The sequence below is a fragment of the Solirubrobacter pauli genome (genome assembly GCF_003633755.1).
GTDB lineage: Bacteria > Actinomycetota > Thermoleophilia > Solirubrobacterales > Solirubrobacteraceae > Solirubrobacter > Solirubrobacter pauli.
In genome coordinates this window covers 2,461,232-2,487,310 of record NZ_RBIL01000002.1, presented here as the reverse complement: position 1 = coordinate 2,487,310, position 26,079 = coordinate 2,461,232, and the positions used below count along the sequence as shown (strand labels likewise).

The window sequence follows — 26,079 nt, the reverse complement described above, 5'->3', positions numbered from 1 at the left end:
TCTGCCGGAAAGTTTCGCCGTCGCCCGCACGAACCGGTGCGCCGCGGCTGACTTGCGCCAACCCCTTGGTCTTAAGCCGTCGGCTGGCGCTTTCTCCCCGCACCCGCCATCTCGGTGGCGATCACCCGGTCGACCGTCTCCGGGGCCAGCACGTGCTCGACGACCATGATCGCGGCTCCCAGCACGCCGGCGCGGTCACCCAGCTGCGAGCACCCCATGCGCAGGTCGCGCGTCGCCATCGGCAGCGAGCGCCCGAAGGCGATCTCGCGCACGCCCGCGAGGAGATGCTGGTGCGCTTCCGCGATGTCACCACCGATGACGATCGCGCCCGGGTTGAAGAAGTTGATGCACTCCGCGAGCACCTCGCCGAGGGAGCGGCCCGCGTCGCGCACCGCCGCGATCGCCTGCGGCTCCCCGAGCTTGACGAGCCGCACCACGTCCCGCGAGGTCTTCGCATCGAGTCCCCCGCGCGCGAGCTGCGCCGCGAGCGCCCGCCCGCCCGCGACCGCCTCGAGGCAGCCGATGTTCCCGCAACGGCAGACGACGTCGTGCCCGGCCAGCCGCACGTGCCCGATGTCCCCGGCCGCGCCCTGCGCGCCGCGGTGGATCCGGCGGTCGGTGACGATGCCGCACCCGATGCCGGTGCCGAGCTTGACGAACAGCAGGTGGTCGGTGTCACGCCAGTGCATCCAGTGCTCGCCCAGCGCCATGATGTTGACGTCGTTGTCGACCAGCACGGGCGCGTCGTAGTGCTTGGCGAACCAGTCCGGGATCGAGAACCCGTCCCAGCCGGGCATCATCGGCGGCGCGACCGGCTCGCCGCGCGAGAACGCGACCGGCGCGGGCACGCCCAGGCCGATCCCGCGCACGTCCTCGGCCTCGCGCTCGATCTCGGCGAGCAGCTCCTGGAAGCGGTCGTTCACCCAGGCGAGGGCGGCTTCCGGGTCGCGCGCGATGTCGGAGTCGTACGCGCGCTCGGCGAGCGGCGTGCCCGACAGATCGCTGACCGCGAGCCGTGAGTGCGTCGCGCCCAGATCGGCCACCAGCACGACCCCCGCAGAGCGGTTGAACGCCAGGACCGTCGGCGGCCGCCCGCCCGTGGACGCGCTGCCGCCGGCCTCGTAGACGAGATCGTGCGCGAGGAGCGCCTCGACCCTCTGAGCTACTGTCGAGCGGGCGAGCCCCGTCCGACGCGCAAGGTCCGCGCGCGTGACCGCCTCGCCGTCGCGGATCAGCGACAGGACACGCCCCGCACCGTTCGGTGATGTGCCGCCGTTGCCCTCTCCCGCGCTCAGCATGATCCTGAGTTAACCAGACTTCTCGGGTCAAATCGACTGAAGTGCGGATGATAAGACGTCGATTGTCAGACGATCTCGGTCAAACGCCGACAGGCTTTTGCTTGACACTCGGATGAAGTCGTACTAGCTTGGTTTGCATGTCACGAGGTGTTCGTGTTGCCATCGCAGGGACCGGGTTCATCGGTGCCGTACATGCGCGCTCCGCCCGGCTTGCGGGGGCTTCCCTCGTGGGGGTGGCCGCGTCCTCCCCTGAGAGCGCCCGCCGCGCCGCCGCCACGCTCGGCGCCGAGCGCGCGTTCGAGAGCGCTGACGAGCTGGTCGCGGCGGACGACGTCGACGTGGTCCACATCTGCACGCCCAACCACCTGCATGTCCCGCTCGCGGAAGCGGCTCTCGCCGCCGGCAAGCACGTGATCCTCGAGAAGCCGATCGCGATGGACGCCGAGAGCGCCCAGACGCTGGCCGACGCGGCCGCCCGCTCGGGCAAGATCGCCGCCGTCCCGTTCGTCTACCGCTTCTACCCCACGGTCCGCGAGGCGCGCGAGCGCGTCCGCACCGGCAGCACCGGGCCCGTGCGCCTGATCCACGGGACGTACCTGCAGGACTGGCTGCTGAAGTCCACGGACGACAACTGGCGCGTCGAGGAGGACCTCGGTGGAGCGTCCCGCGCGTTCGCCGACATCGGCTCGCACTGGTGCGATCTCGCCGAGTTCGTCACGGGGCACCGGATCGTCCGCCTCTGCGCGCGCACGCTCATCGCCAACGCGGAGCGCACGAAGTCCGAGGCGCACGCCGCGTTCTCGAGCGCCAACGGCAGTGGTGAGCAGCGCTCGGTCGGCACCGAGGACGCCGCCGTCGTCCAGTTCGAGACCGACCAGGGCGCGGTCGGCTCGACCGTCATCAGCCAGATCTCCGCCGGCCGCAAGAACCGCCTGTGGCTCGAGATCGACGGTGGCGAGGAAGCGCTGCAGTTCTGCCAGGAAGAGCCCGAGGACCTGTGGGTCGGCCGTCGCGAGTCCGCGACGATCATCAAGCGCGACCCCGAGCACCTGTCCGCCGCCGCCCAGCGCTACGCCGTGCTTCCCGCCGGCCATCCGCAGGGCTACGCCGACTGCTTCGACGCCTTCACGGCGGAGGTCTACGAGGCGGTGGAGACGGGCGCGGTCGCCGATGGCCTGCCGGTGTTCGCGGACGGCCTGCGTGCCGCCCGCCTCACCGACGCGGTGCTGCGGTCCGCGCGTGAGGATCGTTGGGTCGACGTGTCGATTGAAGCTGCGGGGGTCACAGGATGAGCGAGAGCACCGCTCCGCTGCTCGAGGTCCGAGGGATCACGAAGCAGTACCCGGGAGTCATGGCCCTGAAGGGCATGGACTTCGACGTGCGGGCCGGGGAAGTGCACTGCCTGCTCGGCCCGAACGGGGCCGGCAAGTCCACGTTGATCAAGTGCATCTCGGGCGTGCACGCGCCGACCGAGGGCCAGATCCTGATCGAGGGCAAGCCCTTGCCGGTCGGGGAGCCGTCGCAGTCGATGGCGCTCGGCATCGGCACGATCTACCAGGAGCTCGACCTCGTCGAGGACCTGCGGGTCGCCGAGTCGATCTTCCTCGGGCACGAGCCGCGCCGGCTCGGCCTGCTCGACCGCGCGAAGATGCGCGCCGACACGACCGCGCTGCTCACGCGCCTCGAGCACGCCGACATCAAGCCGGACATGTTCGTCCGCCAGCTGCGCCCCGCCGCGCAGCAGATCGTCTCGATCGCCCGCGCCCTGTCGCGCAACGTGAAGCTGCTGATCATGGACGAGCCGTCCGCGATCCTCGACGACGGCGAGGTCGAGACGCTGTTCGACGTCGTGCGCAAGCTCACCGCCGACGGCGTCGGCGTGATCTACATCTCGCACCGCCTGGACGAGATCCCGCGCATCGGCGACCGCGTCACGGTGCTGTCCGACGGCCGCACCGTCGCCACGGGTCTGCCGGCCGACACGCCGCGCGCCGAGCTCGTCGAGAAGATGGTGGGCCGCAAGGTGGACCAGCTCTTCCCGACCCGCGCGAAGGCCGCGGCGGACGCCGACGTCGTCCTCGACGTCCGTGGCGTCTCCGGCGCCCCGCGCGTGAAGGAGAGCTCCTTCCAGGTCCGCGCGGGCGAGGTGCTCGGCATCGGCGGCCTGGTCGGCGCCGGTCGCTCCGAGCTGCTGCGCCTGGTCTACGGCCTCGACAAGCCGGACACCGGCGAGGTCTACCTGGACGGCAAGAAGGTCCCGGCCGGCAACCCCGCCGTCGCGATCGAGCGCGGCATGGGCCTGGCCCCCGAGGACCGCAAGTCCCAGGGCCTGCTGCTCGGCTGGAGCCTGGCCAAGAACGTGAGCGTCGCGGACCTGAGCCGCTTCACCACCGGCGGCATCATCAGCCTGCGTGAGGAGCGCAAGCTGACGGGCGAGAAGCTGCGCGAGCTCAACACGGTGCCGGACAACCCGAACCGGATCACCCGGGAGCTGTCCGGCGGCAACCAGCAGAAGGTCGTCCTGGCCCGCTGGCTGCTGCGCGAGTGCCGCGTGCTGCTGCTCGACGAGCCGACGCGCGGCGTCGACGTCGGCGCCAAGGCCGAGATCTACCGGCTGATCGCCGAGCTCTCGGCGGCGGGCATCGCCGTCGTGGTGGTTTCCTCCGAGATGGAGGAGCTGATGGGGCTGAGCTCCCGAATCCTGATCATGCGCGAGGGCGAGCTGGTCGCCGAGGTCGACGGGGAAACCGCGACCGAGGTCGAGCTGCTGAGCCACGCCGTCGCGCCGACTGACACCAATGTTGTTCTGGAGGAGACACGATGAGCACGGCTGAGGCGGCGCCTCCCGCCAACAAGAAGGCCGGTGGACGAGGCCTGAACTTCGACTACCAGGAGTACGCGCTCGTCGGCGTCATCGCGCTCCTCGTGGTCGCGGGCACGATCCTGAAGGGGGACTCGTTCCTCTCGACGGACAACCTGTTCAACGTGCTCCGCCAGGGCTCGATCGTGGGCGTCATGGCGATCGGCATGACGTTCGTGATCGCCACCGCGGGCATCGACCTCTCGGTCGGCGCCATGCTCGCGGCCGCCGGCGTCGCCGGTGGTCTGGTCGTGGACTCGGGCTCGCTCGCGTTCATGGTCGGCGCGATCCTGATGGGCGTCGCGCTCGGCTCGATCAACGGCCTCGCGGTCGCCTACGGCAAGGTCGTGCCGTTCATCGCCACCCTGGCCATGCTGCTGATGGCCCGCGGTCTGGCGCTGTGGATGAGCGACAAGACCCCGATCTCACTCTTTGACCTGGACGCCGTGCGGTGGTTCGGCACCGGCGAGGTCATCGGCATCCCGTCGTCGCTGATCGTGTTCCTCGCGGTCGCTGCGATCGGCTGGATTCTGCTCAACCGCACCCCATACGGTCGCTACGTCGTGGCCGTCGGCGGCAACCAGGAAGCCGCGCGCATCGCCGGCATCAAGGTCCGGTGGATCCTGTTCAGCGTCTACGCGCTGTCCGGGCTCTGCGTCGGCATCGCCGCCATCCTGCTGTGCGGCCGGCTCGCGAGCGCTTCGCCCGTGGCCGGCAACCTGAACGAGCTCGACGCGATCGCCGCCGTGGTGATCGGGGGAACGAGCCTCGCCGGCGGTCGCGCGACGATCGTCGGAACGGTGCTCGGCGTGATCACCTTCGCCATCGTGTTCAACCTGCTCACGCTGATGAACCTGGCGGTCGAGATCCAGCAGATCACCAAGGGCGGGATCATCCTCGCCGCCGTGTTGCTGCAGCGCCGCAGCAGCACCTGAACGGACGCACAACACAGAAGTAACCGAACGGATTCACCCTAGATCGCTCGTGCAATGAGGAGGAGTGCCAACATGAAGTTCAAGAGTGTCGTGCCGGTGGTGGCCGCCGGTTTCGCTCTCGGTCTCGGCGTCGTCGCCTGTGGCGGCGAGGACGAGCCGGAGGGCAACGCCACGGCGACCGCCACCCAGGCCGCCTCGACCGAGGACCAGGCCGCTCAGAACGCCGACGTCAAGATCGCGTTCTCGGCTCCGGCCGCCGACCACGGCTGGCTCAAGGCGCTGTCGGACAACGCCAAGGCCAAGGCCAAGGAGCTCGGCCTTGACATGACGGTCAACGACTCGGCGACGACGTCGGCCGAGCAGGCTGACCAGATCGAGACGCTGATCCAGGAGAAGCCGGACGTCCTCGTCGTCCTGCCGAACGAGGGTGAGCCGCTCACCCCCGTCGCGCAGAAGGCGATGGACCAGGGCATCCAGGTCATCAACATCGACCGTGAGTTCTCGAACGCCTCGGCCTACCACACCATCATCGGTGGCGACAACTACGGCATCGGCGTGCAGGCCGGCAACTTCTTCGCCGACCAGCTGCAGTGCAAGGGCAACGTCGTCGAGATCCAGGGCGTCGCGGGCATCTCGGTGACCGAGCAGCGCTCGCAGGGCTTCGCCGATCAGCTCAAGAAGCGCTGCAACGACGGCATCAAGATCGTCGCCAAGCAGCCGGCCGACTTCGTCCCGGACAAGGGCCTCTCCGTCATGGAGAACATCCTGCAGGGCCAGAAGCAGATCGACGCCGTCTACACGCACGACGACGACATGGGCGAGGGCGTTGCCTCGGCCATCGAGAACGCCGGCCGTGCCGACGAGATGTGGATGACGGGCGCCGGCGGCTCGAAGGCCGTCATGGAGCGCATCAAGGAGGGTGGCCTGTGGAAGGCGACGTTCCTCTACAACCCGGCCATGTCCGCCGACGCCGTCTACCTGGCGTCGCTGCTCGGCCAGAAGAAGGGCCTCCCGGGCTTCGCCGCCCCGGAGATCCCCTCCCGCATCACGCTGGCCGCCACCACGGTCACGCAGGAGAACGTCGATCAGTACATGAACCTCGGCTTCTAGTCGAAGCCGTCGGCATCGGCTCGCAGGCGATGTAGCGTGCGAGTGACGGCATCGAGCTCCTCCTTCGCGAGGGGCTCGGTGCCGAAGTGCATCTCATTGAGCACTTCAGTGGCTTGGGCCGCCGTCTGGCGGCCCTTGTCCGTTAAGGCGGCGAGCGTGGTGCGGCGGTCGCGCTCGTGCGGCTCGCGCGTGACGAAGCCGCTGCGCTCGAGGCCGTCGATGATGTTGGTGACGCTCGTGCGGTGCACCTGCAGGCGGTCGCCCATCTTGCCCAGCGGCAGCGCGCCCTTGCGGCTGTAGAACAGGAGCATCAGCGCCTCGTAGCGCGGGAACGTCAGGTCGAACGGCTTGAGCGTGTCGTTCAGGCGCGCGAGCAGGATCTGCTGCACGCGCATGATGCTCGTCACGGCGGCCATCGACGGGACCGGATCGTCGCCGAAGTGCTTGGCCCAGTTGCGGGCTGCTTCGTGGACGGGGTCGAAGGGGAGCGGGTCCGACATCTGCGGCGCTAATTACAGCGGACGCACCCAACGGATGAGCGCGTCCGCCGTAAAGGCGCCCTACTGCGCGCCGCGATGGAACACGTCGGTGCGGTTGCTCAGGTTGCCGTCGTTCGCGCCGACCCACGCCGTGTGGAACGCCGTGCCCGCGTGGGCGAGCCCGGTGTAGTCGCCGACGAAGTAGCCGCGCGCGTTCGGCGCCGTGCGCATGTCGAAGGACGTCGGCGTCAGCCGGCTCTCCGTGGTGAAGGTGCGCCCGCCGTCGTGCGAGTGGGTCACCCAGAAGTCCGTCGACAGCGCCGCGTCACCGGGTCGGTCGTTGCGGAAGTCGTAGTAGGACACCGCGACGCGCCCCTGGCTGTCGACGTCGACCATCGCCGTGAAGGCGTCGACGCCGCGCGGGGTGCGGTCGACCACGACCGGGGCGTCCCAGCTCACACCACCGTCGGGCGAGCGGGCGAGCAGGATGTCGTCGTGGTCGGCGTCGTTGAAGCGCCGGTCCATCCAGACGACGTAGACGCTGCCGCGTGTCGCGGGGTTGGAGCCCCGGTCCACCGCCCAGTCCGGCAGGATGTCGCCGGTCCGCACGTCCTCGCCGGTCTCCGGGTCGGTCACCTCGTCGACGAGCAGGCGGTCGACGAGGGTCTCGCGCGTCCACGTCACGCCCTTGTCGGGCGAGCGGATGAGCGCGACGTTGTAGCCCCGCGTCCCGTGGCGGTTGCTGACGGCGTTGATGAGGTTGAAGCCGTTGATCAGCGTGCCGTCGGGGAGCACCTCGACCTGGTTGCCGATGGTCTGGGTGAACGAGCCCCGCGCGCCATAGATCGAGCGTGCGGGCTCCCACGTGACGCCACCGTCGGTGGACCGGGCGAACCAGGCCTCCGAGCGGAAGGTCGCCGCGTTGTCGTACGCCTCCTGCGCAGCCATCTCGCTCGGGGAGACGATCCGCTGCCAGGTGGCGTACACGAGCCGCGGGTCGAGCGGGTCGGCGGTCAGCGTCTCCTTGTCGTTGAAGTTGTTGCCGATGGCACGCGGGTTGTCGAAGCGGACGATCCGCGGCGTGCTCCAGCTCGTCCCGCCCGTGTCGGAGTAGGCGGCGAGGATCGCGTTGCGCGCGGTCGAGTTGTCGAAGCCGATGGTGATCGCGTGCAGGCGGCCGGTCGGGCCGAACGACAGCCACGGGTCGGTCGCGCGCTCGTAGTCGCCGGCGTTGCCGAGCCCCGCACCGCCGGCGCAACGCGAGAACCGCGGCGCGCTCCGGGTCCAGGTGAGGCCGCCGTCGAACGAGGCGCCGGCCAGGTTCCCGTGCGCACCGCCGTCGTTCCAGCGATCCTGCTGCCAGAAGGTGACGACGTTGGCGGGGTTGGCCGGGTTGACGGCGGCGTGCGTCTCGACCTCGGCGTTCTGGAACACCACGCTGTCGGGAGCGGCCTCGCCCGGGCCGCCGCAGCCGGCGGCGAACGGGCTGGGGCCGGAGGCGATGCTCACGGGGCCGAGCGTGAACGGCGCCGCGTGCGCCGATCCGGCGAGGGCCACGGCGGCGAGCACTGTGCCGGCCGCGAGGGTGGAGCCTCTCCACATGGAAGGACCTCCGGTGGGGCCTCCGTGCCCGTCGTCACGGCGGGCGGTCCTCCGTGACGCCGCTCTTGCCGCGACCCTACGCCCGGCGTGGGAGCGAAGGGAAGAGTTCTGTCCCGTTCGCGAGACGCTTTCTCTAGAACACCGGCGACTCGGTGTAGGCGCCCCAGACGTGCTGGAGCGCGTCGACCATCTCGCCCTCGGTCGCGTGCACCCGCGCGCACTCGACCAGGAGCGGCATGAGGTTGGCCTGGGTGGCGGCCGCGGCGCGCAGCTCGGCGAGCGTGCGTTCCACGGCGGCGCCGTCGCGACGGGCCCGGACGGCCTGCACGCGGCCGATCTGCTTGCGCTCGAGCGCGGGGTCGATGCGCAGGATCGGGGTCTCGCCGTCGTCGCCCTCGGTGTAGCGGTTGACGCCGACCACGACGCGGTCCCCGGCGTCGATCTTCTCCTGCAGCTCGAAGGCGGCGTCCGCGATCTCACGCTGCGGGTAGTTGCGCTTGACCGCCTCGACCATGCCGCCGAGCTCGTCGATCTTGCGGAAGTACGCGTACGCCTGCTCTTCCAGCTTGTCGGTCAGCGCCTCGACGAAGTACGAGCCGCCGAGCGGGTCGACCGTGTTGGTCACGCCCGTCTCGTGGGCGATCACCTGCTGCGTGCGCAAGGCGATCCGGACCGCGTCCTCGGTGGGGAGCGCGAGCGCCTCGTCGTAGGAGTTGGTGTGCAGGGACTGCGTGCCGCCGAGCACGCCGGCCATCGCCTCGATCGCCGTGCGGATGATGTTGTTGAGCGGCTGCTGGGCGGTGAGGCTGACGCCGGCGGTCTGCGTGTGGAAGCGCATCAGCCAGGACCGCGGGTTCTTCGCCCCGTACGTGTCGCGCAGCTCACGCGCCCAGATCCGGCGCGCGGCGCGGTACTTGGCGATCTCCTCGAAGAAGTCGATCTGCGCGTTGAAGAAGAAGGACAGGCGCGGCGCGAAGTCGTCGACCGCGATGCCGCGCTCGATCTGCTGCTCGACGTACGTGAGGCCGTCCTTGAGCGTGAACGCGAGCTCCTGCGCGGCGGTCGCCCCGGCCTCGCGGATGTGGTAGCCGGAGATCGACACCGGGTGCCAGCGCGGCATGTTGCGCGTGCACCACTCCATCATGTCGCCGAGCAGGCGCATCGCCGGGTCGACCGGGAAGCACCACTCCTTCTGGGCGATGTACTCCTTGAGGATGTCCGCCTGGACGGTGCCGCCGAGCTTGTCCGCCGGCACGCCCGACTCCTCGGCCGCGACCACGTAGAAGGCCATCATCATCGCCGCGGGCGCGTTGATGGTCATCGACACGGTGACGTCGCCGAGGTCGATGCCGTCGAACAGCGTGCTCATGTCGTCGACGGTGTCGATCGCGACGCCCTCGCGGCCGACTTCACCGAGGCTGCGCGGGGAGTCGCTGTCGTGGCCCATGAGGCTCGGCATGTCGAACGCCGTCGAGAGACCCGTCTGCCCGTGGTCGAGCAGGTAGCGGAAGCGCTCGTTGGTCTCCTCGGCGGTGCCGAAGCCCGCGAACTGCCGCATCGTCCACAGCCGCCCGCGGTACATCGTCGGGTAGACGCCGCGCGTGAAGGGATAGGCGCCCGGGGCGCCGATGTTGGCCTCGTGCTCGCGGACGTCCTCCGGCCCGTAGACCGCCTTGATCGGCTCACCGGAGAGCGTGGTGCGCTCGGCCGTCTGGGGGTCGTGCTTGATCGCGCTCATGGGATACGTGGACCTGAGATAGTTGGAAGTCCTCGTATCTTACCCCAGGCGACCCCCAACCCGTACGCGCTGGCCAGGTGTGCGATGCCGACCGCCGATTGCTCGAGCGATCGGACGGTCCAGACGAGCGCGACGTGGCGCGGGACGTGCTTGGCCTGAAGGACGCGTGCGAGCGCGAGCGGGCGCGGTCGGGTGAGGTGGATGTGCCGGAGCCGAGCGGGGTGTCGCGCGGCGAGCGGCGCGGCCGAGGTGCCATACCGGAACCGCCGCCGAAGCGTGTCGCGCTCGTGGTGCAGGACCACGACGCTCGGGTCGTACACGACGCGGTGACCCGCGTCCTGGAGGCGCCAGACCAGGTCGACGTCCTCGCCGTAGCGCAGCGTCTCGTCGAAGCGGACGGGCGTCCGCACGATCAGCGCGGCGCTCGGCACGTACGGCACGCTGCGGCGCGCGCCGAGGTCGAGCGGCGAGCGTCGCCGGTTCGCGGCCCGGATCCGCGGCGCCACCGCCTTCACCCGCGGATCGTCGAAGTGGCCGGCGAGCCGCTCGACCCAGTCGGCGGAAGGGATCGTGTCCGCGTCCAGGAACGCGACGAGCTCGGTGCGCGCGTGGTCGAGCCCGGTGTTGCGTGCGGCGGCCGGGCCGCCGCAGCGCTCCCGCCGGACGACGCGCGCGGGGTGGGCCGCGCGCGCGATCGCGACGGGATCGCGGGAGCCGTCGTCGACGACGATGACGCGCGGGGTGAACGGCCCGGCGGGCGGCGGCGAGGCGGCGGGCGGCGTGGCGGCGGGCGGCGTGGCGGTGGGCGGCGGGGCGGCGGGCGGCGGGGCGGCGGGCTGTGTGGTGGCGGGCGGCGGCGGGGCGGCGGGCCGTGTGGTGGCGGGCGGCGGCGAGGTGGCGGGCGGCGGCGCGGGCGCGAGCGCGGCCAGGCACCGGGCCAGGCCGGGCGCGTCGTCCTTGACCGGGATGACGATCGTGACGTCCGCGTGCGGCCTGGGGTCCGGGCGCGGGTGGGCGAAGCCCGCGTCGAGCAGGCGTTCGCCGAGGCGGCGTTGGGCCGGCGTCGCGGTGTCGGCGAGCAGCGCGCGGAGCGCGGCCGGGCCACCTTCGGCGAGGCCAATGATGCGGCCGCGCGCGGCGAGGACGCGCCCGCCGTCGTAGAGGCGGACGGCCGGGTCGAGGATGAGCCTCACAGGGCGAGGCCGCCGTCGACGGGGTAGTCGGCGCCGGTGATCGCGTGCGTGTCCCGGCCCGCGAGGAACGCGATCACGGCCGCGACCTCGTCGGGTTCGACCAGACGGCCGAGCGGCTGCTGCGCGGCGAACGTCTCGGCCGACTCGAGGCCGTAGAGCCGCGCGCTCTCGTCGAGCATCGGCGTGCGCGTCGAGCCGGGGGAGACCGTGTTGGCGGTGACGCCGGTGCCGCCGAGCTCGACCGCCAATGCGCGCACGTACCCGACGACGCCCGCCTTGGCCGCGCAGTACGCGGCGAGCTGCGGCAGCGCCCGCTGCGCGGCGGTGGAGGCGACCGCGATGAACCGCCCCGCGCGCGGCTCCGGCCGGCGCAGCAGGGCAGGGACGCCGACCCGCGCGGCGGCCATCACCCCGCCGAGGTTGGTCTCGAGCACGGCCGTCTCGGCGTCCGCGTCGAGCTCCCAGGCGGGCACGCCGCCGGCGATCACGCCCGCCGCCGCCACGACGACGTCCAGCGCGCCGCCGGCCTGCTCGACCACGGCCCGGAGCGCGTCGACGTCGGTCGTGTCCGCCTGAACAGGGACGACCCGCCCTTCGCCGACGACGTCCAGCGCGGCGTCGGCCGTGTCCGGCCCGCGGTGGAAGTGCCCGAGCGAGTACGGGAGCCGCGGGTCGTCCTCGCCCCGGTCGACGGCGAGCACGTCGAACCCGTCGGCCTTGAGCCGAGCGACCGTGGCCGCCCCGATCCCACGGGCCGCGCCGGTGACGAGCGCGAGCCGCGTCACGGGTCCAGCCAGTCGGCCGTGAACGCGACGAGGTCGGCGATCGCGCGGGCGAGGAGCTCGCGGCCCTCGGCGGCGGAGGCGCGCGTCGGGTCGCCGAGGATGCCGTTCGGCGCGACCGCGCGGACGCCGCCCGCGCGCATCGCCGGCAGCAGCTCGGCGAGCGGCGCGGCGTTGCCCGGCTCGCGCGCCGCGCCGACGTGCTCGGGCGCCAACGCGAGCATCAGCGACGTCTCCACGTGCCCCGCGTGCGCGTCACCGCTGAAGGTCGGCGTCCAGCCGCGCGCGTCCGGCAGCTCGTGCAAGGCCGCTGCGAGCGGCTCGGCGTTCCCGCCGTGCGCGCACACGAACAGCATCGGGCCGTCCCAGGAGCGGGCGAGCTCGAGGAGGACCAGCCGGAGCGCGTCCTGGCCGATCGAGAGCGTGCCCGGGAAGCCCGCGTGCTCGCCGGAGGAGCCGTACGGGAGCGCCGGCGCCACGACCGCGTCGCCGCGCGTGGCGACCAGGCCCTCGGCCAGCGCGACCGCGATCGCCGTGTCCGTCCCTAGCGGCAGGTGCGGGCCGTGCTGCTCGGTCGCGCCGAGCGGGACGACGGCCAGGCGGGCCGTCGCCGCCGGCGACGCCAGATCACCCAAGCGCGCGATGGAAGCCCTCCGGCACCAGCACGTCGGACGCGTCGAGCTCGTGGATCGACGCCCGGCCCAGGCCGAGCAGCGCGGAGTCGATGCCTGAGCGGAGCACGTCGAGCACGTTCTCGACGCCCGCCTGGCCGTCGGCGGCGAGGCCCCACAGGTACGGGCGGCCGATCATCACCGCCCGCGCGCCCAGGGCGAGCGCCTTGACGACGTCGGAGCCGCGGCGCACGCCGCCGTCGAGCACGATCTCGGCCTGGTCGCCGACGGCTTCGACCACGGCGGCCAGGGCGCGGATCGAAGCGGGCGTCCCGTCGAGGTTGTTGCCGCCGTGGTTGGACACGGAGATCGCGGTCGCCCCGACCTCGCCGACCGCACGGCGGGCATCGTCGACGCGCATGATCCCCTTGACCATGAACGGCCCGTCCCACAGTCCGCGCAGCCACGCGAGGTCCGCCCACGACGGCGGCGGCGTGCCCATCCACTCGCCGTAGGCCGCGAAGAACCCGGGCGCGCCCTCGACGTTCGGCACGCCCAGGTCCGGCAACGCGCCCGACCGCACCCAGCGCGCCAGCCACACCGGCCGCAGCGCCACCTCCGGCGCGAACCGGGCCATCGTCCGCACGTCCAGCTGGGAGGGGATCGTCGGCGACCCCCAGTCCCGCGCGTGGCTGAAGGTCCAGTCGAGGGTGAGGATCAACCCGCGCGCGCCGGCCGCCCGCGCCCGCGCGACCCGAGCTTCGATCGCGTCGCGTGACCCCGCCCAGTACAGCTGCGCGAACGTCTTCTCGCACAGCGGGACGATCTCCTCGATCGCCGTGCTCGCCAGCGCGCTGAGCCCCATCGCCGTGCCCCGCGCCGCGGCCGCCCGGGCGACCGCGCGTTCCGCGTCCGGGTGCACCGCCTGCACGCCGGTGGGGGAGAGCAGCACCGGCAGGTCGATGTCCACGCCCATCACCGACGTCGCCTGCTCGCGCACCGCCGAGGATCCCGCGACGTGCGGCGCGAACCCCAGCTCGGCGAAGGCGGCCGCGTTGTCGCGCAACGTCTGGCCGCGCTCGGCCCCGGCCAGGATCGCCTTGTAGACCGAGCGCGGCAACGTGCGCCGAGCCCGCCGCTGCGCCTCCGCGACCGACTCGAACCACGCCATCAGACCGGCGACTCGTCGCACTCGCGGCGCACGACCCGCACGCGCGAGTGATCCTGGGAGGGCGTCGGCCGCGTGCCTCGCAGCGCCCGCTCGCCGTGCCCGAAGACGCACTCGGGGTCGGGACCCGCCAGCGGCAGCCCGGTGAAGAACTTCGCCGCCATGCAGCCGCCGCGGCACGCGTCGTACATCGAGCACGACCCGCACGCGCCGGCGGCCTGTGGTTCCCGCAGCGACCGGAACAGCTCCGACTCGCGCCACACCGGCGCGAACCCCGCTTCGCGCACGTTGCCCGCCAGGAACGTCTCGTGGATCGCGAAGGGGCACGCGTACACGTCGCCGACCGGGTCGATCAGGCAGACGACGCGCCCCGCGCCGCACAGGTTCAGCCCCGGCAGCGTCTGCCCGTACGCGGCGAGGTGGAAGAACGAGTCGCCCGTCAACACCTCCTCGCCGTGCGCGAGCAGCCACTCGTAGACCGCGCGCTGCTGCTCGGCGGTCGGGTGCAGCTCGTCCCACACGTCCGCGCCGCGGCCACTCGGCCGCAACCGCGTGAGCCGCAGCGTCGCCCCGAGCTCGTCCGCGATCGCCTTGAACGCGTCGAGCTGCCCCGCGTTCTCGCGCGTGACGACGACGCTCAGCTTCGCTCCGGTCCCGGCCAGCAGCGAGAGCGCCCGCATCGCGGTGGCGTACGAGCCGACGCCGCGCACGCGGTCGTTGACCTCCGCGGTCGCCCCGTCGAGCGAGATCTGCACGTCGACGTAGTCGGAGCCGCGCAGCCACTCCGCGCGCGTCGCGTCGATCCGCGAGCCGTTGGTCGAGAACTTCACGCCGACGTGGTGGGCGGTCGCGTATTCGACGAGCTCCCAGAAGTCCCGCCGCACGGTCGGCTCCCCACCACCGATGTTCACGTAGAACACCTGCATCCGCTCGAGCTCGTCGATCACCGCCTTGCACTCGGCGGTCGACAGCTCGCGGGGATCGCGCCTCCCCGAGGACGAGAGGCAGTGCACGCACGCGAGGTTGCACGCGTACGTCAGCTCCCACGTCAGGCAGATCGGCGCGTCGAGGCCACGCTCGAACTCGTCGTTGAGCGCGCCCTGTGCCTGCGAGCGCCGCCGGATGAAGCTCAGCCGGCGCGTGTCGAAGTCGTAGGCCAGAGCGCCGAACCGCTCGGGCCGTAGCGCCGTGTCGCTGCTCAGACCGGCAGCGCGGCGAAGGGCGTCCACGGCGCTAGTAGACGCCGCACATCCCGTCGATCGACACGTCCTCCACGAGCAGGTCCTCCTCGACCAGCTCCTCCTCCACCACGGGCACCTCCACCTCGACCTCGGGCTCGACGACCGGATCCGGCATGGTTCTCTCCCTTCGATGGTCTCTCCGCGCCGGAACGTACCAAGCGACTTCCGCCTCCGGCTCAGCGCCCGACTGGATGCGGACACCGTGCTGGGCGGCGAGCCGTTCCAGCTCGTGCGGCTTCAGCCCGAGTCCGCGGCGCGCATCCGCGCCTGGGAGGCGGGCGAGCCGGTGGGCGACGGCGGCGCGCTGGCCCGCGCTCTGGTGATGGCGAACCTGGCGCAACCGATCCCACCCCCGCTGCGCGCGAAGGTCAGCGTGGTGATCCCCACGCGCGACCGCATCCCGCTCGCGCGCGACCTCGACGTCGACGAGGTGATCGTGGTCGACGACGCGTCGGCGACGCCCATCCCGAACGCGCTCCGGAGAGCCACCCGCGGCGGCGCGGCGGCCGCCCGCAACGACGGCCTGAAGCGCGCCCGCAACGAGCTCGTCGTGCTGCTCGACAGCGACACCGTCCCGCAGCCGGGCTGGCTCGAGCCGCTGCTCGCGCACTTCAACGACCCGGAGGTGGATGTCGTCGCCCCGCGGATCGTCCCGCGCGAAGTTGAACGTCCTGGACGTTTAACTTCGTACGAGGCACGGCGATCGCCGCTCGACCGCGGCCCCGATGGCGCGCGCGTGGTGCCGTACGGGCGCGTGCCGTTCGTGCCCGGCGCGGCGCTGCTCGTCCGCAACCACGTGCGGTTCGACGAGACGTTCACGCGCGGGGGAGAGGACGTCGAGCTGGTGTGGCGCACGCCGTACGTGCGCTACGAGCCGGCGGCCCGCGTCGCGCACGACCACCGCACGGAGCCGCGCGCGTGGCTTGCGCGCCGCGTCTACTACGGCCGCACCGCGGCGCAGATCGCCACACGCCATCCCGGTCACGCGCGCCCGCTGCACGTCTCGCCCTGGACGACCGCCGCCTACGCCGCGCTCCTGACCCGCCACCCGCACACCGCCGCGGCCATCCTCGCCACGGCGACGGCCTTGCTCGCCCGCGACGTCCCGCCCAGGACCGCGATCGAGCTCGCGACGGTCGGATCGCTGAAGTCCGGCCGGGTCGTCGCCGACGCGTTGTCGCGCCACTGGTGGCCGCTCGCGCTCCTGCATCCCCGCGCGCGCCTGGCCTTCGTCAAGTCGCCGCTGGCGCTCGCCGACGACCTCGCGTACGGCACCGGCGTGTGGCTCGGCTGCCTGCAACACCGCACACTCGACCCACTTCTGCCCGCCAGAGGGTGGAAGCTCGTGCATCGGCGTCTGTAACACTGCGCGCGCACGATGAAGAAGTGGGTCGTCATCGCGGCATGGCTGATCGCTGCGGCGATCGCCTTTCCGTTCCAGTCCAAGCTGCAGGCCCTGGCCTCAGACGAGAGCGACGCGTTCAAGGACCGCGGCGCCGAGTCGACGCGCGTCCAGGAGACGTTCGCCGCTCGCTTCGAGGACGGCAACGAGACGACCGCGGTGGTCGTCTACCCGCGCGCGGACGCCCAGCGCTTCGCCGCGGACGCCGAGCAGCTCTGCACGCGCATCCCGGACCTGGTGCGGATCGTCGACTACCCGTGTCCGAACCTGCCGCCGGAACGCGCGCCCCCGCCGAGCGACCTCAAGCCGCTCAGCCAGGACGGCACGACGCTGCTGGCCACGATCATCACGAGCGACGACGCCACCGAGAGCGTCAACCGCGACGTCGCCACTATCCGGTCGATCGTGCCCAAGGACGCCTTCGTCACGGGCGAGGCGGGCTTCGCCGCCGACCAGGCCGCGGCGCTGGAGGGCATCGACGAGACGCTCCTGATCGTCACGCTCGTGCTGCTGCTGGTCCTGCTGCTGCTGATCTACCGCAGCCCGGTGATCGCCCTCGTCCCGCTGCTGGTCGTCGGGATCGCGTACATCGTCGCCGCGGGCATCGCCTACTACGGCGCGAAGCAGGGGCGATACCAGGCGACGGGCCAGGCGACGGCGATCCTGATCGTGCTGATGTTCGGCGTCGGCACCGACTACTGCCTGCTGCTGATCGCGCGCTACCGCGAGGAGCTGGCGAACGGCACCGCGGACGCCATGGGCATCGCCCTGCGGCGCACCGCGCCCGCGATCGTCTCCGCCGGCGGCATCGTCGTCGCGGTGATGCTCGTCCTCGGCGTCGCCGACTACAACGCGACCCGCTGGATGGGTCCGGTGCTGGCGATCGGCACGGCCGTGTCCGTGCTGGCCGGCGTGACGCTGCTGCCCGCGATCCTCGCGGCGCTGCCGACGAAGGCGTTCCTCCACAAGAAGCCGATCGGCTCGGTCTGGCCACGGATCGGCGCGCTCGTGCGCCGTCGGCCCGCGATGCTCGCCACGGCGGTCGTCGCGCTGCTGGTCGTCGGCGCGCTGGGCACGCTGCGCGACCAGGGCACGCTCGACTTCCGCGAGCAGTTCCGGGAGACGCCGGACTCGGTCGTCGGCCTGCGCCTGATGCAGGAGAAGTTCCCGCCCGGCCAGGCCGGCCCGGTCGACGTCCTCGCGCCCAAGAGCATCACCGAGGACAACGCCAACGGGCCGAAGCTGCACGAGGGCCGGGTGCTGGCGCTGGATTTCGCCGGCGAGTCGGTGGATCAGGAGCTCGTCCTGATGCGCCTCACGCTCAAGACCGACCCGTTCGCCGAGGCGGCGCACGAGGACGTCGAGCGCCTGCGCCGGAACCTGCACGCCATCGCGCCGACCGGCCTCGTCGGCGGGCCCACCGCCGAGGCGCTGGACTCCCAGACCGCGCTGAACCGCGACGCGCGGCTGATCATCCCGCTCGCGCTCGGCCTCGTGTTCCTGATCGTCGCGATCCTGCTGCGCAGCGTGGTCGCGCCGATCTACGCCGTGCTGACCGTGATCCTCTCGTACATGTTCGCGCTCGGCGTGTCGTCGCTGGTCTTCGACAAGTCCGACCCCGCGATGCCGCTGTTCACGTTCATCTTCCTGGTGGCGCTCGGCGTCGACTACAACGTCTTCCTGCTCACCCGGATCAAGGAGGCGCGCAAGACGCGCAGTCACGAGGACGCGGTGATCTACGGCCTCGAGCGCACGGGTGGCGTGATCACCAGTGCCGGCCTCATCCTCGCGGGCACGTTCGCGGTGCTGCTCGCGACCGAGTTGGAGAGCCTGTTCCAGGTCGGCTTCACGGTCGCGCTCGGGCTGCTGGTGGACACGTTCCTGATCCGCATCTTCCTCGTGCCGTCGATCGCGCTCCTTCTACGATCAAAGGCTCTATGAGTGAGACTGCGCTGCGCGTTGCCGTCGTCGGCGCTGGTCCGTCTGGCTTCTACGCCACCGATCAGCTCCTGAAGGCCGGATTCGAAGTGGACCTCCTGGAGGTCCTTCCGACGCCGTTCGGCCTGGTGCGCGCCGGCGTAGCCCCGGATCACCCCAAGATCAAGAGCGTCACGCGCGTGTACGAGAAGACCGCGAAGCATCCCGGCTTCCGCTTCTACGGCGGCGTCGAGCTCGGCGGTCACATCAGCCGCCAGGACCTGCTCGACCGCTACCACGCCGTGCTCTACGCGGTCGGCACCGCAGCGGACAACAAGCTCGGCATCCCGGGCGAGGACCGGCCCGGTTCCCACGGCGCCCTGGAGTTCGTCGCCTGGTACAACGGCCACCCGGACTACGCCGACCACGAGTTCGACCTCTCCGCCACGCGCGCGGTCGTGATCGGCAACGGCAACGTGGCCGTCGACGTGGCCCGGATGCTCGTGCTCGACCCGGACGAGATGGCGGTCACCGACACCGCCGACCACGCGATCGGCCCGCTGGGCGCCGCGTCGGTCCACGAGGTCATCGTCCTCGGCCGCCGCGGGCCCGCGCAGGCCGCGTTCACCACCCCCGAGCTGCGCGAGCTGGGCGAGCTCACCCGCGCGGACGTGATTGTCGACCCTGCCGACCTCGAGCTGGACCCGTACAGCGAGCAGTGGCTGGAGGAGCAGGGCGAGCCGACGAACAAGCGCAACGTCGAGCTGATGCGCGAGTACGCCGCGCGCGAGCCGCACGGCCACGAGCGCCGCGTCGAGCTGCGCTTCCTGCGCTCGCCGCTGGAGATCCTCGGCGACGGCGAGACCGGCGCCGTGACCGGCGTCCGCGTCGGCATCAACAAGATCGAGGACGGCCGCGCCGTGCCCACGGGCGAGGAGGAAGTGATCTCCTGCGGCCTCGTGATCCGGTCGATCGGCTACCGCGGCGCGCCGCTCGCCGGCATCCCGTTCGACGAGCGCAAGGGTCTCATCTCCAACCTCGGCGGGCGCGTGCTGAACGCCGACAGCGGCGAGCACGAGGTCGGCGAGTACGTCGTCGGCTGGGTCAAGCGCGGCCCCTCGGGCGTGATCGGCACGAACAAGAAGGACGCGACGGACACCGTCGCGCGGATCCTCGAGGACCGCGAGGCGGGCAAGCTCAACGCGCCCAAGGACGCCGATCCCGAGAGCGTCGAGAAGTTCCTCGCTGAGGCGTGCCCGAACGTCGTCACGTGGGACGGTTGGCGCGCGATCGACGCGCACGAGACCGGCCTGGGCGAGCCGCAGGGCCGCCCGCGCGTGAAGCTCGTCCGCACGGGCGAGATGCTCGAGATCGCGTCAGGCGTTCCGAGCGAGGCGTAGCGCCACGTGGCAGAGGAGCCGATCCTCGCCACGGTTGAGGTCCACGCCCGCGATCTCCTCGATCCGGCGTAGGCGGTAGTAGAGGCTCGTGCGGTGCAGCCACAGCTCGGCGGCGGTCCGCTTGACGTCGCCGGCGAGGTCGAGGTAGGTCTCGAGCGTGTGGCTGAGCTGCTCGTTCTCGAGCAGCACGCGCACGCCTTCGGGCAGGTCGCCCAGCGCCGACGGCGGGAGCGCGCTCAGCAGCCGCTGGGCACGGAGGTCGTCCCACCGGCTGACGGCGCCGTCAGCGAGCGCGACCGCGAGCGCCGCGCGCGCGTGGCGATGCGAGCGGGGCGCGTCGCCCAGGTCGTCGATCGCGTCGCCGACGCCCACCGGGCCGCTCAGCGCGTCGACGAGCTGCGCGGGGATGATCGCCGCGCCGGGCCCGAACAGCGCGTGCTTGGCCGGGATCCGCAGGTCCTCGATCTCACCGGCGCAGACGACCAGCGGGCGCTGGGGGAGGTAGCGGTCGGCCTCGAGCTGGGCGGCCGCGGCGGGGTCGCCGGCGAGCAGCCCGGCGAACAGCTCCTGCTCGCGCCGGCGACGATCGAGCTGGGTGTCGGCCTCGGTCTGCAGGATCGTCGCGGCGTCGGCGGCGGAGACGCGGGCGAGCTCCAGCTCGGCGTCGGCGACCGGCTTGTCCTCGAGCAGCCACAGGTACCCGAGGCGGCGCGTGCCGCGCACGATCGGGATGCACAACCGCGCCTCCATCTGGTTGGCGGCGTCGGGCGGGATGTGCACGGGCTCGACGGCCGAGCGGATGCCGTGGCCGAAGAGCACGGTGCGGGCCCAGTCGGGCGCGGCGCGCCCGAGGATGCTGGCGGTCCGCAGCGGGTCGAGCTCCCCGAACTGCGTGCTGTAGGCGAGCGGTCGCAGCTCGCCGTCGTCGACGAGCACGGGCCGGCCGAGCTGGACGCTCAGACCGTCGACGATCTCTTGCAGAGACGCTTCGCTCACACCACGAGGCCGTGCCGCATGGTGTCCTCGGTCACGACGCGCGGCTCGACGAAGTGCAGGAGGTAGTCCGGGCCGCCGGCCTTCGTGCCGGTGCCGGACAGGCGGTTGCCGCCGAACGGCTGGCGTCCGACCATCGCGCCCGTGATGTGGCGGTTGACGTAGAGGTTGCCGACCGGCAGCGCACGGCTGACCCGCTCGACCGTCGCGGGGTCACGGCTGAAAAGGCCGCCCGTGAGCGCGAACGGCAGGTTGGCGACGATCTCGACCGCCTCGTCGACCGACGCCACCGACTCGACCGCGAGCACCGGCCCGAAGATCTCCTCCTCGGTGACGCGCGAGCCCGCGGGCAGGCCGTCGATCACGGCCGGGGCGACGAAGTGCCCGGCCGCGGGCACCGTGCCCGGCTGGTGCACGCGGGCGCCCTGCTCGTGCGCGGTCCGGACGAAGCCGTCGATGCGCTCGCGCGCGGCCGCCTCGATCACGGGCGGCACGTCGACCCCGAAGCGCTCGGCCTGGTCGATCAGCAGCTGGTCGACGGCACCGTGCAGGCGCTCGACGAGGGTGTCCGCGATCCGCTGGTGCACGAGCGCGCGGGCGGCCGCGGAGCACTTCTGGCCGGCGAAGCCGAACGCGCTGTAGACGAGCGCGGGCACGACGTCGTCGAGGTCCGCGTCGGCGTCCACGATCACGCAGTTCTTGCCGCCCATCTCGGCGACGACGCGCTTGAGGTGGCGCTGGCCGGGCCGCACCTCGGCCGCCGTCTTGAGGATCTCCAGGCCGACGGCGCCGGAGCCGGTGAACGCGATCGTGTGGACGCCCGGGTGCGCGACGAGCGCCGCGCCGACGTCACCTTCGCCCGGGAGCAAGTTCAACGCGGCCGGGGGCACACCGGCCGCGTGGAAGGCCTCGACGACGGCGAGCGCACACGCGGGGGACTGCTCCGCGGGCTTGAGCACGACGCCGTTGCCGGTCGCGAGGCCGGCGGCGACCATCCCCGCGGGGATGGCCAAGGGGAAGTTCCACGGGCCGACGACGGCCACCACACCGCGCGCGGCGTAGCGGAGCGTGTTGCGCTCGCCGGGGAGCTGGACCAGCCCGTCGGCGTGCTCGAGCGCGATCGCCTGCTGCGCGTAGTACTCGAGGAAGTCGATCGTCTCGCAGACGTCGGCGTCCGCTTCCGCCCACGGCTTGCCGCACTCGCGGACGGCCAGCGCGGCGAGCCGCTGACGGCGCCCGCGCAGCTCGCCGGCCGCACGCGAGAGGATCGCGGCGCGGGCGTGCGCGCCGCGGGCCTCCCACTCGGGGGCCGCGTGCGCGGCCGCGTGCACCGCGGCGTCGACGTCCTGCGGCGTGGCGGCCGTGACGTGCGCGACCGTGCGGTCGGGCGTGCCGGGGTCGTGCGAGGTGAAGCTCGGCTCGTCGCGGCGCTCGCCGCCGACGATCACCGGGACGCGCCATGGCAGCTGGGCGTCGAGGGCGGTCATCGCCTCGGTCAGGTTGGCGCGCACCGGGGCACGGCGCAGCTCGAGCAGCGGTTCGTTGATGAAGTCGTTCACGGCTTGGCGAGAAGCTGGTCGAGGTCGGTTCCGCGGCTGCGGCTGAGCAGGAACGAGTCGTTGGACGTGTTCTCCAGCAGCCGGCGGACGAGGTAGCTCATGCCCGCGACGAGGTCGCCGACGGGGCAGTACGTGCGCACGCGCAGGCCCATGTCGGTGAGCGCGACCTGCAGGTCGTCGCCGAGGCCGCGCAGGACCTGCAGCTCGAGGTCGCGGTCCGGTGCGAGGGCGAGCGCGTGCGCGATCGAGCGGACGTTGTGGCTGGCGATGGCGACCTTCACGTGGGGCCGGTGGTCGAGGAGCCGCTTCGTGAGCCGCTCGAACGACCGGTCCGACTCGACCTTGTTCAGGTAGACGGGCGAGTCCCAGCCGTGCTGGCGCGCCTCGACGGTCTCGTGCTCCCAGTAGGCGCCCTTGACGAGCCGGACCGTGAACGGCTGCTGGATGCCGTCCAGGAGCTGGTCGAGCTGCTCGTCCGCGTCGCGCAGATAGGCCTGGAGGACGATGCCGGCGCTCAACCCCGTCCGGAACTCGGGCTCGCCCAGCAGGTCGATCACGAGCTGGGTGATCAGGTCACGCGACGCCATCGACTCCATGTCGACGTGCAGGTGCGCGCCGACCGCCTTGGCGGTGCGCAGGAGCCCGCGCAGCCGGTGGGACGCGTCCGCGATCCCGATCTCCGGCGCTTCGGCCTTGACCTTCGCCGTGAGCGCGGTGACCTTGACGGAGAGGTTGACCCGGGGGACGACGTCGAGCGTGGGGCGGGCGGGCCAGGTCTGGGCGGCCCGCGCGAGCGTGCGCAGCGCCTCGTCGCAGCGGCGCGCGTAGCGGTCGGCCTCGGCGGTGGTGACGGTCGCCTCGCCGAGCAGGTCGACGGTCGCCGCCGCGCCGCTCTCCCACAGGCCGGCGAGCGTCGGGACGGCGTCGGCCGGGTCCTCGCCGACGATGAACCGGGTCGCCATCCGGTGCACGGCGAGCCCGGCGACGGCTCCGACGGCCGGGCCGCTCGCCCGGCCGGTCGCCGCGCTGCGCGCCGTCACGCTCGCCCGGCGGAGGAATCCACCGGCCGGCGCGTCCGCCGCCTGCGCCTCGCCCAGGAGAGAAGCGAGGTGCGCGGCGAGATCGCGCCGGCCGGAGGTGGCGGGCGCCACGTCGACGAGGCGGAAGAGCGCCGCACGCAGCGCAGGATCGCGCGCCAGCAGCTCCATGCCCCGGTCTTCGAGCACCCGTGTGCGGGTCCGGCCGGCTTTCGCCTGACCGGCCGCGATGTGCCGCCCCAGCGCGCGTACCCGAGCCTCCACGGCGTCGGGTGGAGCCGGCTGAGCGGGCGCAGCCGTGGGCGGAGCGACGATGGTCATTCGCCCGGCGACGCTATGGCAGGTCGCGGGCTGCCACCATCATCACCCGTCCGGAGTTGGTTAGACGACTGTTCAAATGCGCGCGATCGAGTTCCATGGCGACGAACGGCTCGAGCTGGTCGAGCGGCCCGACCCTGCGCCCGCGGCGGGCCAGCTGCTGATCGCGCCGAGCGCGGTCGGCATCTGCGGCACCGACGTCGAGATCTTCGAGGGCTCGCTCGCCTACTTCCGGATGGGCATCGCCGAGTACCCGATCGTGCCTGGCCACGAGTGGACCGGCGTCGTCGTCGACGTGGGCGAGGGCGTGACCGGCTTCACGCCCGGCGACCGGGTCGTGGGGGAGGTCGCGATCGGCTGCGGCGTGTGCGTGCGCTGCCGGGCCGGCCGCTCGCACCTGTGCGCCCGGCGGACCGAGACCGGGATCGTCCACATGGACGGCGCGATGGCCTCGCGCATGGTGTTCCCTGCCGCTTACGCGCACGTCGTGCCGTTCTCCGCCCGCCAGGCCGCGCTCGTCGAGCCGACGTCGGTCGCCCTGCACGGCGTGACGCGCGGTCGCGTGGCCGGCCAGCACGTCGTCGTCATCGGCAGCGGCCCGATCGGCCTCCTGGTCGCGCAGATCGCCCGTGCCCACGGCGCCGCGTCCGTGACCGTGAGCGACACGCGCGAGGACCGGATGACGCTCGCGGCGTCCCTCGGCTTCACGCCCTTTGAGGGCCGCGCGGCCGAGTGGGACGACCCGGTCGCGACCGTCGCCGGCGCCACCTCCGACGGCCCGGACGTCGCCCTGCTGTGTGCCGGCGGGCCGGGCGCGATCGCCGCGGCCTTCGCCGCCGTGCGCCCGGGCGGCACCGTCGTCGCGCTCGGCCTCTCCGGCCAACCCGAGCTGCCGTTCGACTGGGACGGCCTCGTCGTCCGCGACATCGACCTGATCGGCGTCCTCGGCTCGGTCGGCTACTGGCAGGGCGCGATCGACCTGATCGCGTCCGGCGCGGTGAAGACCGAGCCGCTCGTCACGCGCGCATTCGCGCTCGAGGACACCCGTGATGCCCTCGAGCGCCTGATCGACCCGGGCTCGCTGAAGGTCCTGATCGAGCCCTGATGTCGCCAACCTCAGAAGACGCAGCCAGAAACGGTTGGTGGGATTGTCGCGTCCCTACGGAATCGTGACTCGCGTGCCGAGGATGCGCACGGAGGCTGTAGCATGCTGCGATGATCGCTGAATCGCTTCTGGGCTAGCCACGTGTCAATAAAGACTCGAGCGGTAGTTCACCTTTCAGATGACGCGCGTCAGGCAGATCAGCTCAAGCGCATCGCGCTGATCTTCGATGAAGTTCACTACATCCGTCCTACAGCAGCTTCAATCTCACCAGAGGCATTGGGTGATCCGTCGAGGTACACCATCTCGGGGCAGCGGCTGCTCGTTCACGATTTCAACTATCTACGCGACGTAGAGCATGCGTACGCACTAGAAAGCTTGCCCAGGGAGCTGCAAGAGGTTCTATCGGCTCTCACTGAAGCAGGAGTCGCAGTCGACGGTACTCCGATGATCGGAAAAGCAGGTTCCGAGGACCTCGAATTCCGTGACGCGCGCGCCTTCATCTTGGAGCGAGACGTCAAAGACGACAAATGGAACGCGATGACCGGGACCAAGCCGGGTGACTATCGCCTCCGGATCGGGCGCGTGCACGTTGAGGCGGTTGAAACCGGCGAGAAGGACATATGGTGGAACCCGGTTGAGCCCTCGTCGGTGTTTGCCTCCGATCAGATCTCGATCGCAAGCTACGCCGCCGCGCTTTTGGATGCCGCACCTTTGTTCGACGTGCGCTACAACGACCTGCTCTCATACCGCTACGAGCTGTTCAAGGCAGCCCAGGAAGCCTCTCCGTCCCCGCTACGCAAGGCAGGCGGCGCCAGCTACCGGGGGCGCCTAGGCGCTGTTAGATTTTCTGTTATTAATTCGGTGTTCTCGAACAGTGCGGGCTCGCCCGCAGCGTTGGGCTGTTAGCGCCGAAATCTCGCGTACGCCCGTAGATGCAATCCTCCGGTATCGAACCGAAATGGAGCAGTCTCGGCGTCAGTTCCTGTCGGAGGGATTGGCAGAGGTAACCCAACTCGTCGAGTCCAATCCGTGGAGTCCCGCGGCGGAGGCGGAAATCGAAAAGTTTGTCGCCACGAAACTGGCGGCAGACGTTGCGAAGTTCGAGACAGCGTCTACGACCCTCTGGGAGAAGCTGTACGGGGCGTTGGCCGTCCGAGCGGGCACGGTAGCTCAGTCGGCTGGCTTCGGTGGCGGGGCAGGGGGCGTCGTAGGGAACGTGATCCCTGGAACGACCGCGTGGGGAATGGTCCTTGCGGGTGCCCTCGCAGGTGCGTCAAAGGAAGTGCCAGCGGCGCTCAAGGACGTTATTGCCTCTCAGGAGGAAGCACGGT

General features: G+C 71.6%; 22 protein-coding genes. 9 read left to right on the top strand and 13 right to left on the bottom strand.

Annotation, left to right across the window (positions count from 1 at the left end; translation table 11 throughout):
- Positions 1 to 71: 71 nt before the first annotated feature.
- A complete protein-coding gene (locus tag C8N24_RS31210; protein WP_121257642.1) occupies positions 72 to 1,298 on the bottom strand; it encodes an ROK family transcriptional regulator in 1,227 nt (408 codons plus the stop codon).
- Between the two features lie 137 nt (positions 1,299 to 1,435).
- Here C8N24_RS31210 and C8N24_RS31205 point away from each other — a divergent pair, with 137 nt between their 5' ends.
- From C8N24_RS31205 to C8N24_RS31190, 4 genes are all read left to right on the top strand, one after another.
- Positions 1,436 to 2,590, top strand: coding sequence for a Gfo/Idh/MocA family protein (locus C8N24_RS31205; protein WP_121257640.1), 1,155 nt, complete (start codon positions 1,436 to 1,438; stop codon positions 2,588 to 2,590).
- The gene (locus tag C8N24_RS31200) at positions 2,587 to 4,122 is read left to right on the top strand and encodes a sugar ABC transporter ATP-binding protein (RefSeq protein WP_121257638.1); all 1,536 of its coding nucleotides are present in this window, start codon (positions 2,587 to 2,589) and stop codon (positions 4,120 to 4,122) included. The genes C8N24_RS31205 and C8N24_RS31200 overlap by 4 nt, the downstream gene beginning before the upstream one ends.
- A complete protein-coding gene (locus C8N24_RS31195) occupies positions 4,119 to 5,093 on the top strand; it encodes an ABC transporter permease (RefSeq protein ID WP_121257636.1) in 975 nt (324 codons plus the stop codon). Before C8N24_RS31200 ends, C8N24_RS31195 begins: the two co-directional genes overlap by 4 nt.
- 72 nt (positions 5,094 to 5,165) lie before the next feature.
- Entirely contained in the window at positions 5,166 to 6,203 is a 1,038-nt protein-coding gene (locus tag C8N24_RS31190) for a substrate-binding domain-containing protein (RefSeq protein ID WP_170179546.1), read from the top strand.
- On the opposite strand, the gene C8N24_RS31185 is transcribed toward C8N24_RS31190, so the two are convergent.
- The 9 genes from C8N24_RS31185 to mftA all read right to left on the bottom strand — a co-directional run bounded on the left by C8N24_RS31185 (position 6,200) and on the right by mftA (position 15,132).
- Positions 6,200 to 6,703 (bottom strand): MarR family winged helix-turn-helix transcriptional regulator, encoded by a 504-nt coding sequence (locus C8N24_RS31185; protein WP_121257632.1) that lies wholly within the window; start codon positions 6,701 to 6,703, stop codon positions 6,200 to 6,202. The two genes, C8N24_RS31190 and C8N24_RS31185, sit on opposite strands and share 4 nt — an antisense overlap.
- A gap of 60 nt (positions 6,704 to 6,763) precedes the next feature.
- Positions 6,764 to 8,239, bottom strand: a complete 1,476-nt coding sequence (locus C8N24_RS31180; protein ID WP_211340202.1) for a sialidase family protein — start codon at positions 8,237 to 8,239, stop codon at positions 6,764 to 6,766.
- Between the two features lie 178 nt (positions 8,240 to 8,417).
- Positions 8,418 to 10,022 (bottom strand): acyl-CoA mutase large subunit family protein, encoded by a 1,605-nt coding sequence (locus tag C8N24_RS31175; protein WP_121257627.1) that lies wholly within the window; start codon positions 10,020 to 10,022, stop codon positions 8,418 to 8,420.
- Positions 10,019 to 11,215 (bottom strand): glycosyltransferase, encoded by a 1,197-nt coding sequence (locus C8N24_RS31170; protein ID WP_211340201.1) that lies wholly within the window; start codon positions 11,213 to 11,215, stop codon positions 10,019 to 10,021. Before C8N24_RS31170 ends, C8N24_RS31175 begins: the two co-directional genes overlap by 4 nt.
- Positions 11,212 to 12,000: a mycofactocin-coupled SDR family oxidoreductase gene (locus C8N24_RS31165; RefSeq protein WP_211340200.1), complete on the bottom strand. Its 789-nt coding sequence runs from the start codon at positions 11,998 to 12,000 to the stop codon at positions 11,212 to 11,214. The genes C8N24_RS31170 and C8N24_RS31165 overlap by 4 nt, the downstream gene beginning before the upstream one ends.
- A complete protein-coding gene (gene mftE / locus C8N24_RS31160; protein WP_211340199.1) occupies positions 11,997 to 12,632 on the bottom strand; it encodes a mycofactocin biosynthesis peptidyl-dipeptidase MftE in 636 nt (211 codons plus the stop codon). Before mftE ends, C8N24_RS31165 begins: the two co-directional genes overlap by 4 nt.
- Entirely contained in the window at positions 12,625 to 13,779 is a 1,155-nt protein-coding gene (gene mftD / locus C8N24_RS31155) for a pre-mycofactocin synthase MftD (protein WP_121257620.1), read from the bottom strand. Before mftD ends, mftE begins: the two co-directional genes overlap by 8 nt.
- Positions 13,779 to 15,005, bottom strand: coding sequence for a mycofactocin radical SAM maturase (mftC, locus tag C8N24_RS31150; protein ID WP_211340198.1), 1,227 nt, complete (start codon positions 15,003 to 15,005; stop codon positions 13,779 to 13,781). Before mftC ends, mftD begins: the two co-directional genes overlap by 1 nt.
- Positions 15,006 to 15,009: 4 nt before the next feature.
- Positions 15,010 to 15,132, bottom strand: a complete 123-nt coding sequence (gene mftA / locus C8N24_RS31145; RefSeq protein WP_121257618.1) for a mycofactocin precursor MftA — start codon at positions 15,130 to 15,132, stop codon at positions 15,010 to 15,012.
- 87 nt (positions 15,133 to 15,219) lie between these two features.
- Between mftA and C8N24_RS31140 the strand changes: the two genes are divergently transcribed.
- The 3 genes from C8N24_RS31140 to C8N24_RS31130 are packed head-to-tail and all read left to right on the top strand — an operon-like array spanning position 15,220 to position 19,736.
- A complete protein-coding gene (locus C8N24_RS31140; RefSeq protein ID WP_170179545.1) occupies positions 15,220 to 16,380 on the top strand; it encodes a glycosyltransferase in 1,161 nt (386 codons plus the stop codon).
- 15 nt (positions 16,381 to 16,395) lie between these two features.
- Entirely contained in the window at positions 16,396 to 18,360 is a 1,965-nt protein-coding gene (locus C8N24_RS31135) for an MMPL family transporter (protein WP_121257615.1), read from the top strand.
- A complete protein-coding gene (locus tag C8N24_RS31130) occupies positions 18,357 to 19,736 on the top strand; it encodes an FAD-dependent oxidoreductase (protein WP_121257613.1) in 1,380 nt (459 codons plus the stop codon). The genes C8N24_RS31135 and C8N24_RS31130 overlap by 4 nt, the downstream gene beginning before the upstream one ends.
- On the opposite strand, the gene C8N24_RS31125 is transcribed toward C8N24_RS31130, so the two are convergent.
- The 3 genes from C8N24_RS31125 to C8N24_RS31115 are packed head-to-tail and all read right to left on the bottom strand — an operon-like array spanning position 19,713 to position 23,646.
- Positions 19,713 to 20,732, bottom strand: coding sequence for a PucR family transcriptional regulator (locus C8N24_RS31125; protein ID WP_121257611.1), 1,020 nt, complete (start codon positions 20,730 to 20,732; stop codon positions 19,713 to 19,715). The genes C8N24_RS31130 and C8N24_RS31125 overlap by 24 nt on opposite strands.
- Positions 20,729 to 22,288: an aldehyde dehydrogenase family protein gene (locus C8N24_RS31120; protein WP_121257609.1), complete on the bottom strand. Its 1,560-nt coding sequence runs from the start codon at positions 22,286 to 22,288 to the stop codon at positions 20,729 to 20,731. Before C8N24_RS31120 ends, C8N24_RS31125 begins: the two co-directional genes overlap by 4 nt.
- On the bottom strand, positions 22,285 to 23,646 hold the full coding sequence (locus C8N24_RS31115; protein WP_121257607.1) for a proline dehydrogenase family protein: 1,362 nt from the start codon (positions 23,644 to 23,646) through the stop codon (positions 22,285 to 22,287). The genes C8N24_RS31120 and C8N24_RS31115 overlap by 4 nt, the downstream gene beginning before the upstream one ends.
- 76 nt (positions 23,647 to 23,722) lie before the next feature.
- Between C8N24_RS31115 and C8N24_RS31110 the strand changes: the two genes are divergently transcribed.
- Together C8N24_RS31110 and C8N24_RS33475 are read left to right on the top strand one after the other, a co-directional pair.
- On the top strand, positions 23,723 to 24,748 hold the full coding sequence (locus C8N24_RS31110; RefSeq protein WP_121257605.1) for a zinc-dependent alcohol dehydrogenase: 1,026 nt from the start codon (positions 23,723 to 23,725) through the stop codon (positions 24,746 to 24,748).
- Between the two features lie 141 nt (positions 24,749 to 24,889).
- The gene (locus C8N24_RS33475) at positions 24,890 to 25,654 is read left to right on the top strand and encodes a hypothetical protein (RefSeq protein ID WP_147448078.1); all 765 of its coding nucleotides are present in this window, start codon (positions 24,890 to 24,892) and stop codon (positions 25,652 to 25,654) included.
- The last annotated feature ends 425 nt before the right edge of the window (positions 25,655 to 26,079 follow it).

Bases quoted from the DNA above. Each gene is read 5' to 3' on its own strand.
- C8N24_RS31130 (WP_121257613.1), top strand. From the start codon at position 18,357: ATGAGTGAGACTGCGCTGCGCGTTGCCGTCGTCGGCGCTGGTCCGTCT.
- C8N24_RS31185 (WP_121257632.1), bottom strand. From the start codon at position 6,703: ATGTCGGACCCGCTCCCCTTCGACCCCGTCCACGAAGCAGCCCGCAAC.
- C8N24_RS31190 (WP_170179546.1), top strand. From the start codon at position 5,166: ATGAAGTTCAAGAGTGTCGTGCCGGTGGTGGCCGCCGGTTTCGCTCTC.
- C8N24_RS31175 (WP_121257627.1), bottom strand. From the start codon at position 10,022: ATGAGCGCGATCAAGCACGACCCCCAGACGGCCGAGCGCACCACGCTC.
- C8N24_RS31135 (WP_121257615.1), top strand. From the start codon at position 16,396: ATGAAGAAGTGGGTCGTCATCGCGGCATGGCTGATCGCTGCGGCGATC.
- C8N24_RS31195 (WP_121257636.1), top strand. From the start codon at position 4,119: ATGAGCACGGCTGAGGCGGCGCCTCCCGCCAACAAGAAGGCCGGTGGA.
- mftA (WP_121257618.1), bottom strand. From the start codon at position 15,132: ATGCCGGATCCGGTCGTCGAGCCCGAGGTCGAGGTGGAGGTGCCCGTG.
- mftD (WP_121257620.1), bottom strand. From the start codon at position 13,779: ATGGCGTGGTTCGAGTCGGTCGCGGAGGCGCAGCGGCGGGCTCGGCGC.
- C8N24_RS31115 (WP_121257607.1), bottom strand. From the start codon at position 23,646: ATGACCATCGTCGCTCCGCCCACGGCTGCGCCCGCTCAGCCGGCTCCA.
- C8N24_RS31200 (WP_121257638.1), top strand. From the start codon at position 2,587: ATGAGCGAGAGCACCGCTCCGCTGCTCGAGGTCCGAGGGATCACGAAG.
- C8N24_RS31110 (WP_121257605.1), top strand. From the start codon at position 23,723: ATGCGCGCGATCGAGTTCCATGGCGACGAACGGCTCGAGCTGGTCGAG.
- C8N24_RS31210 (WP_121257642.1), bottom strand. From the start codon at position 1,298: ATGCTGAGCGCGGGAGAGGGCAACGGCGGCACATCACCGAACGGTGCG.
- C8N24_RS31205 (WP_121257640.1), top strand. From the start codon at position 1,436: ATGTCACGAGGTGTTCGTGTTGCCATCGCAGGGACCGGGTTCATCGGT.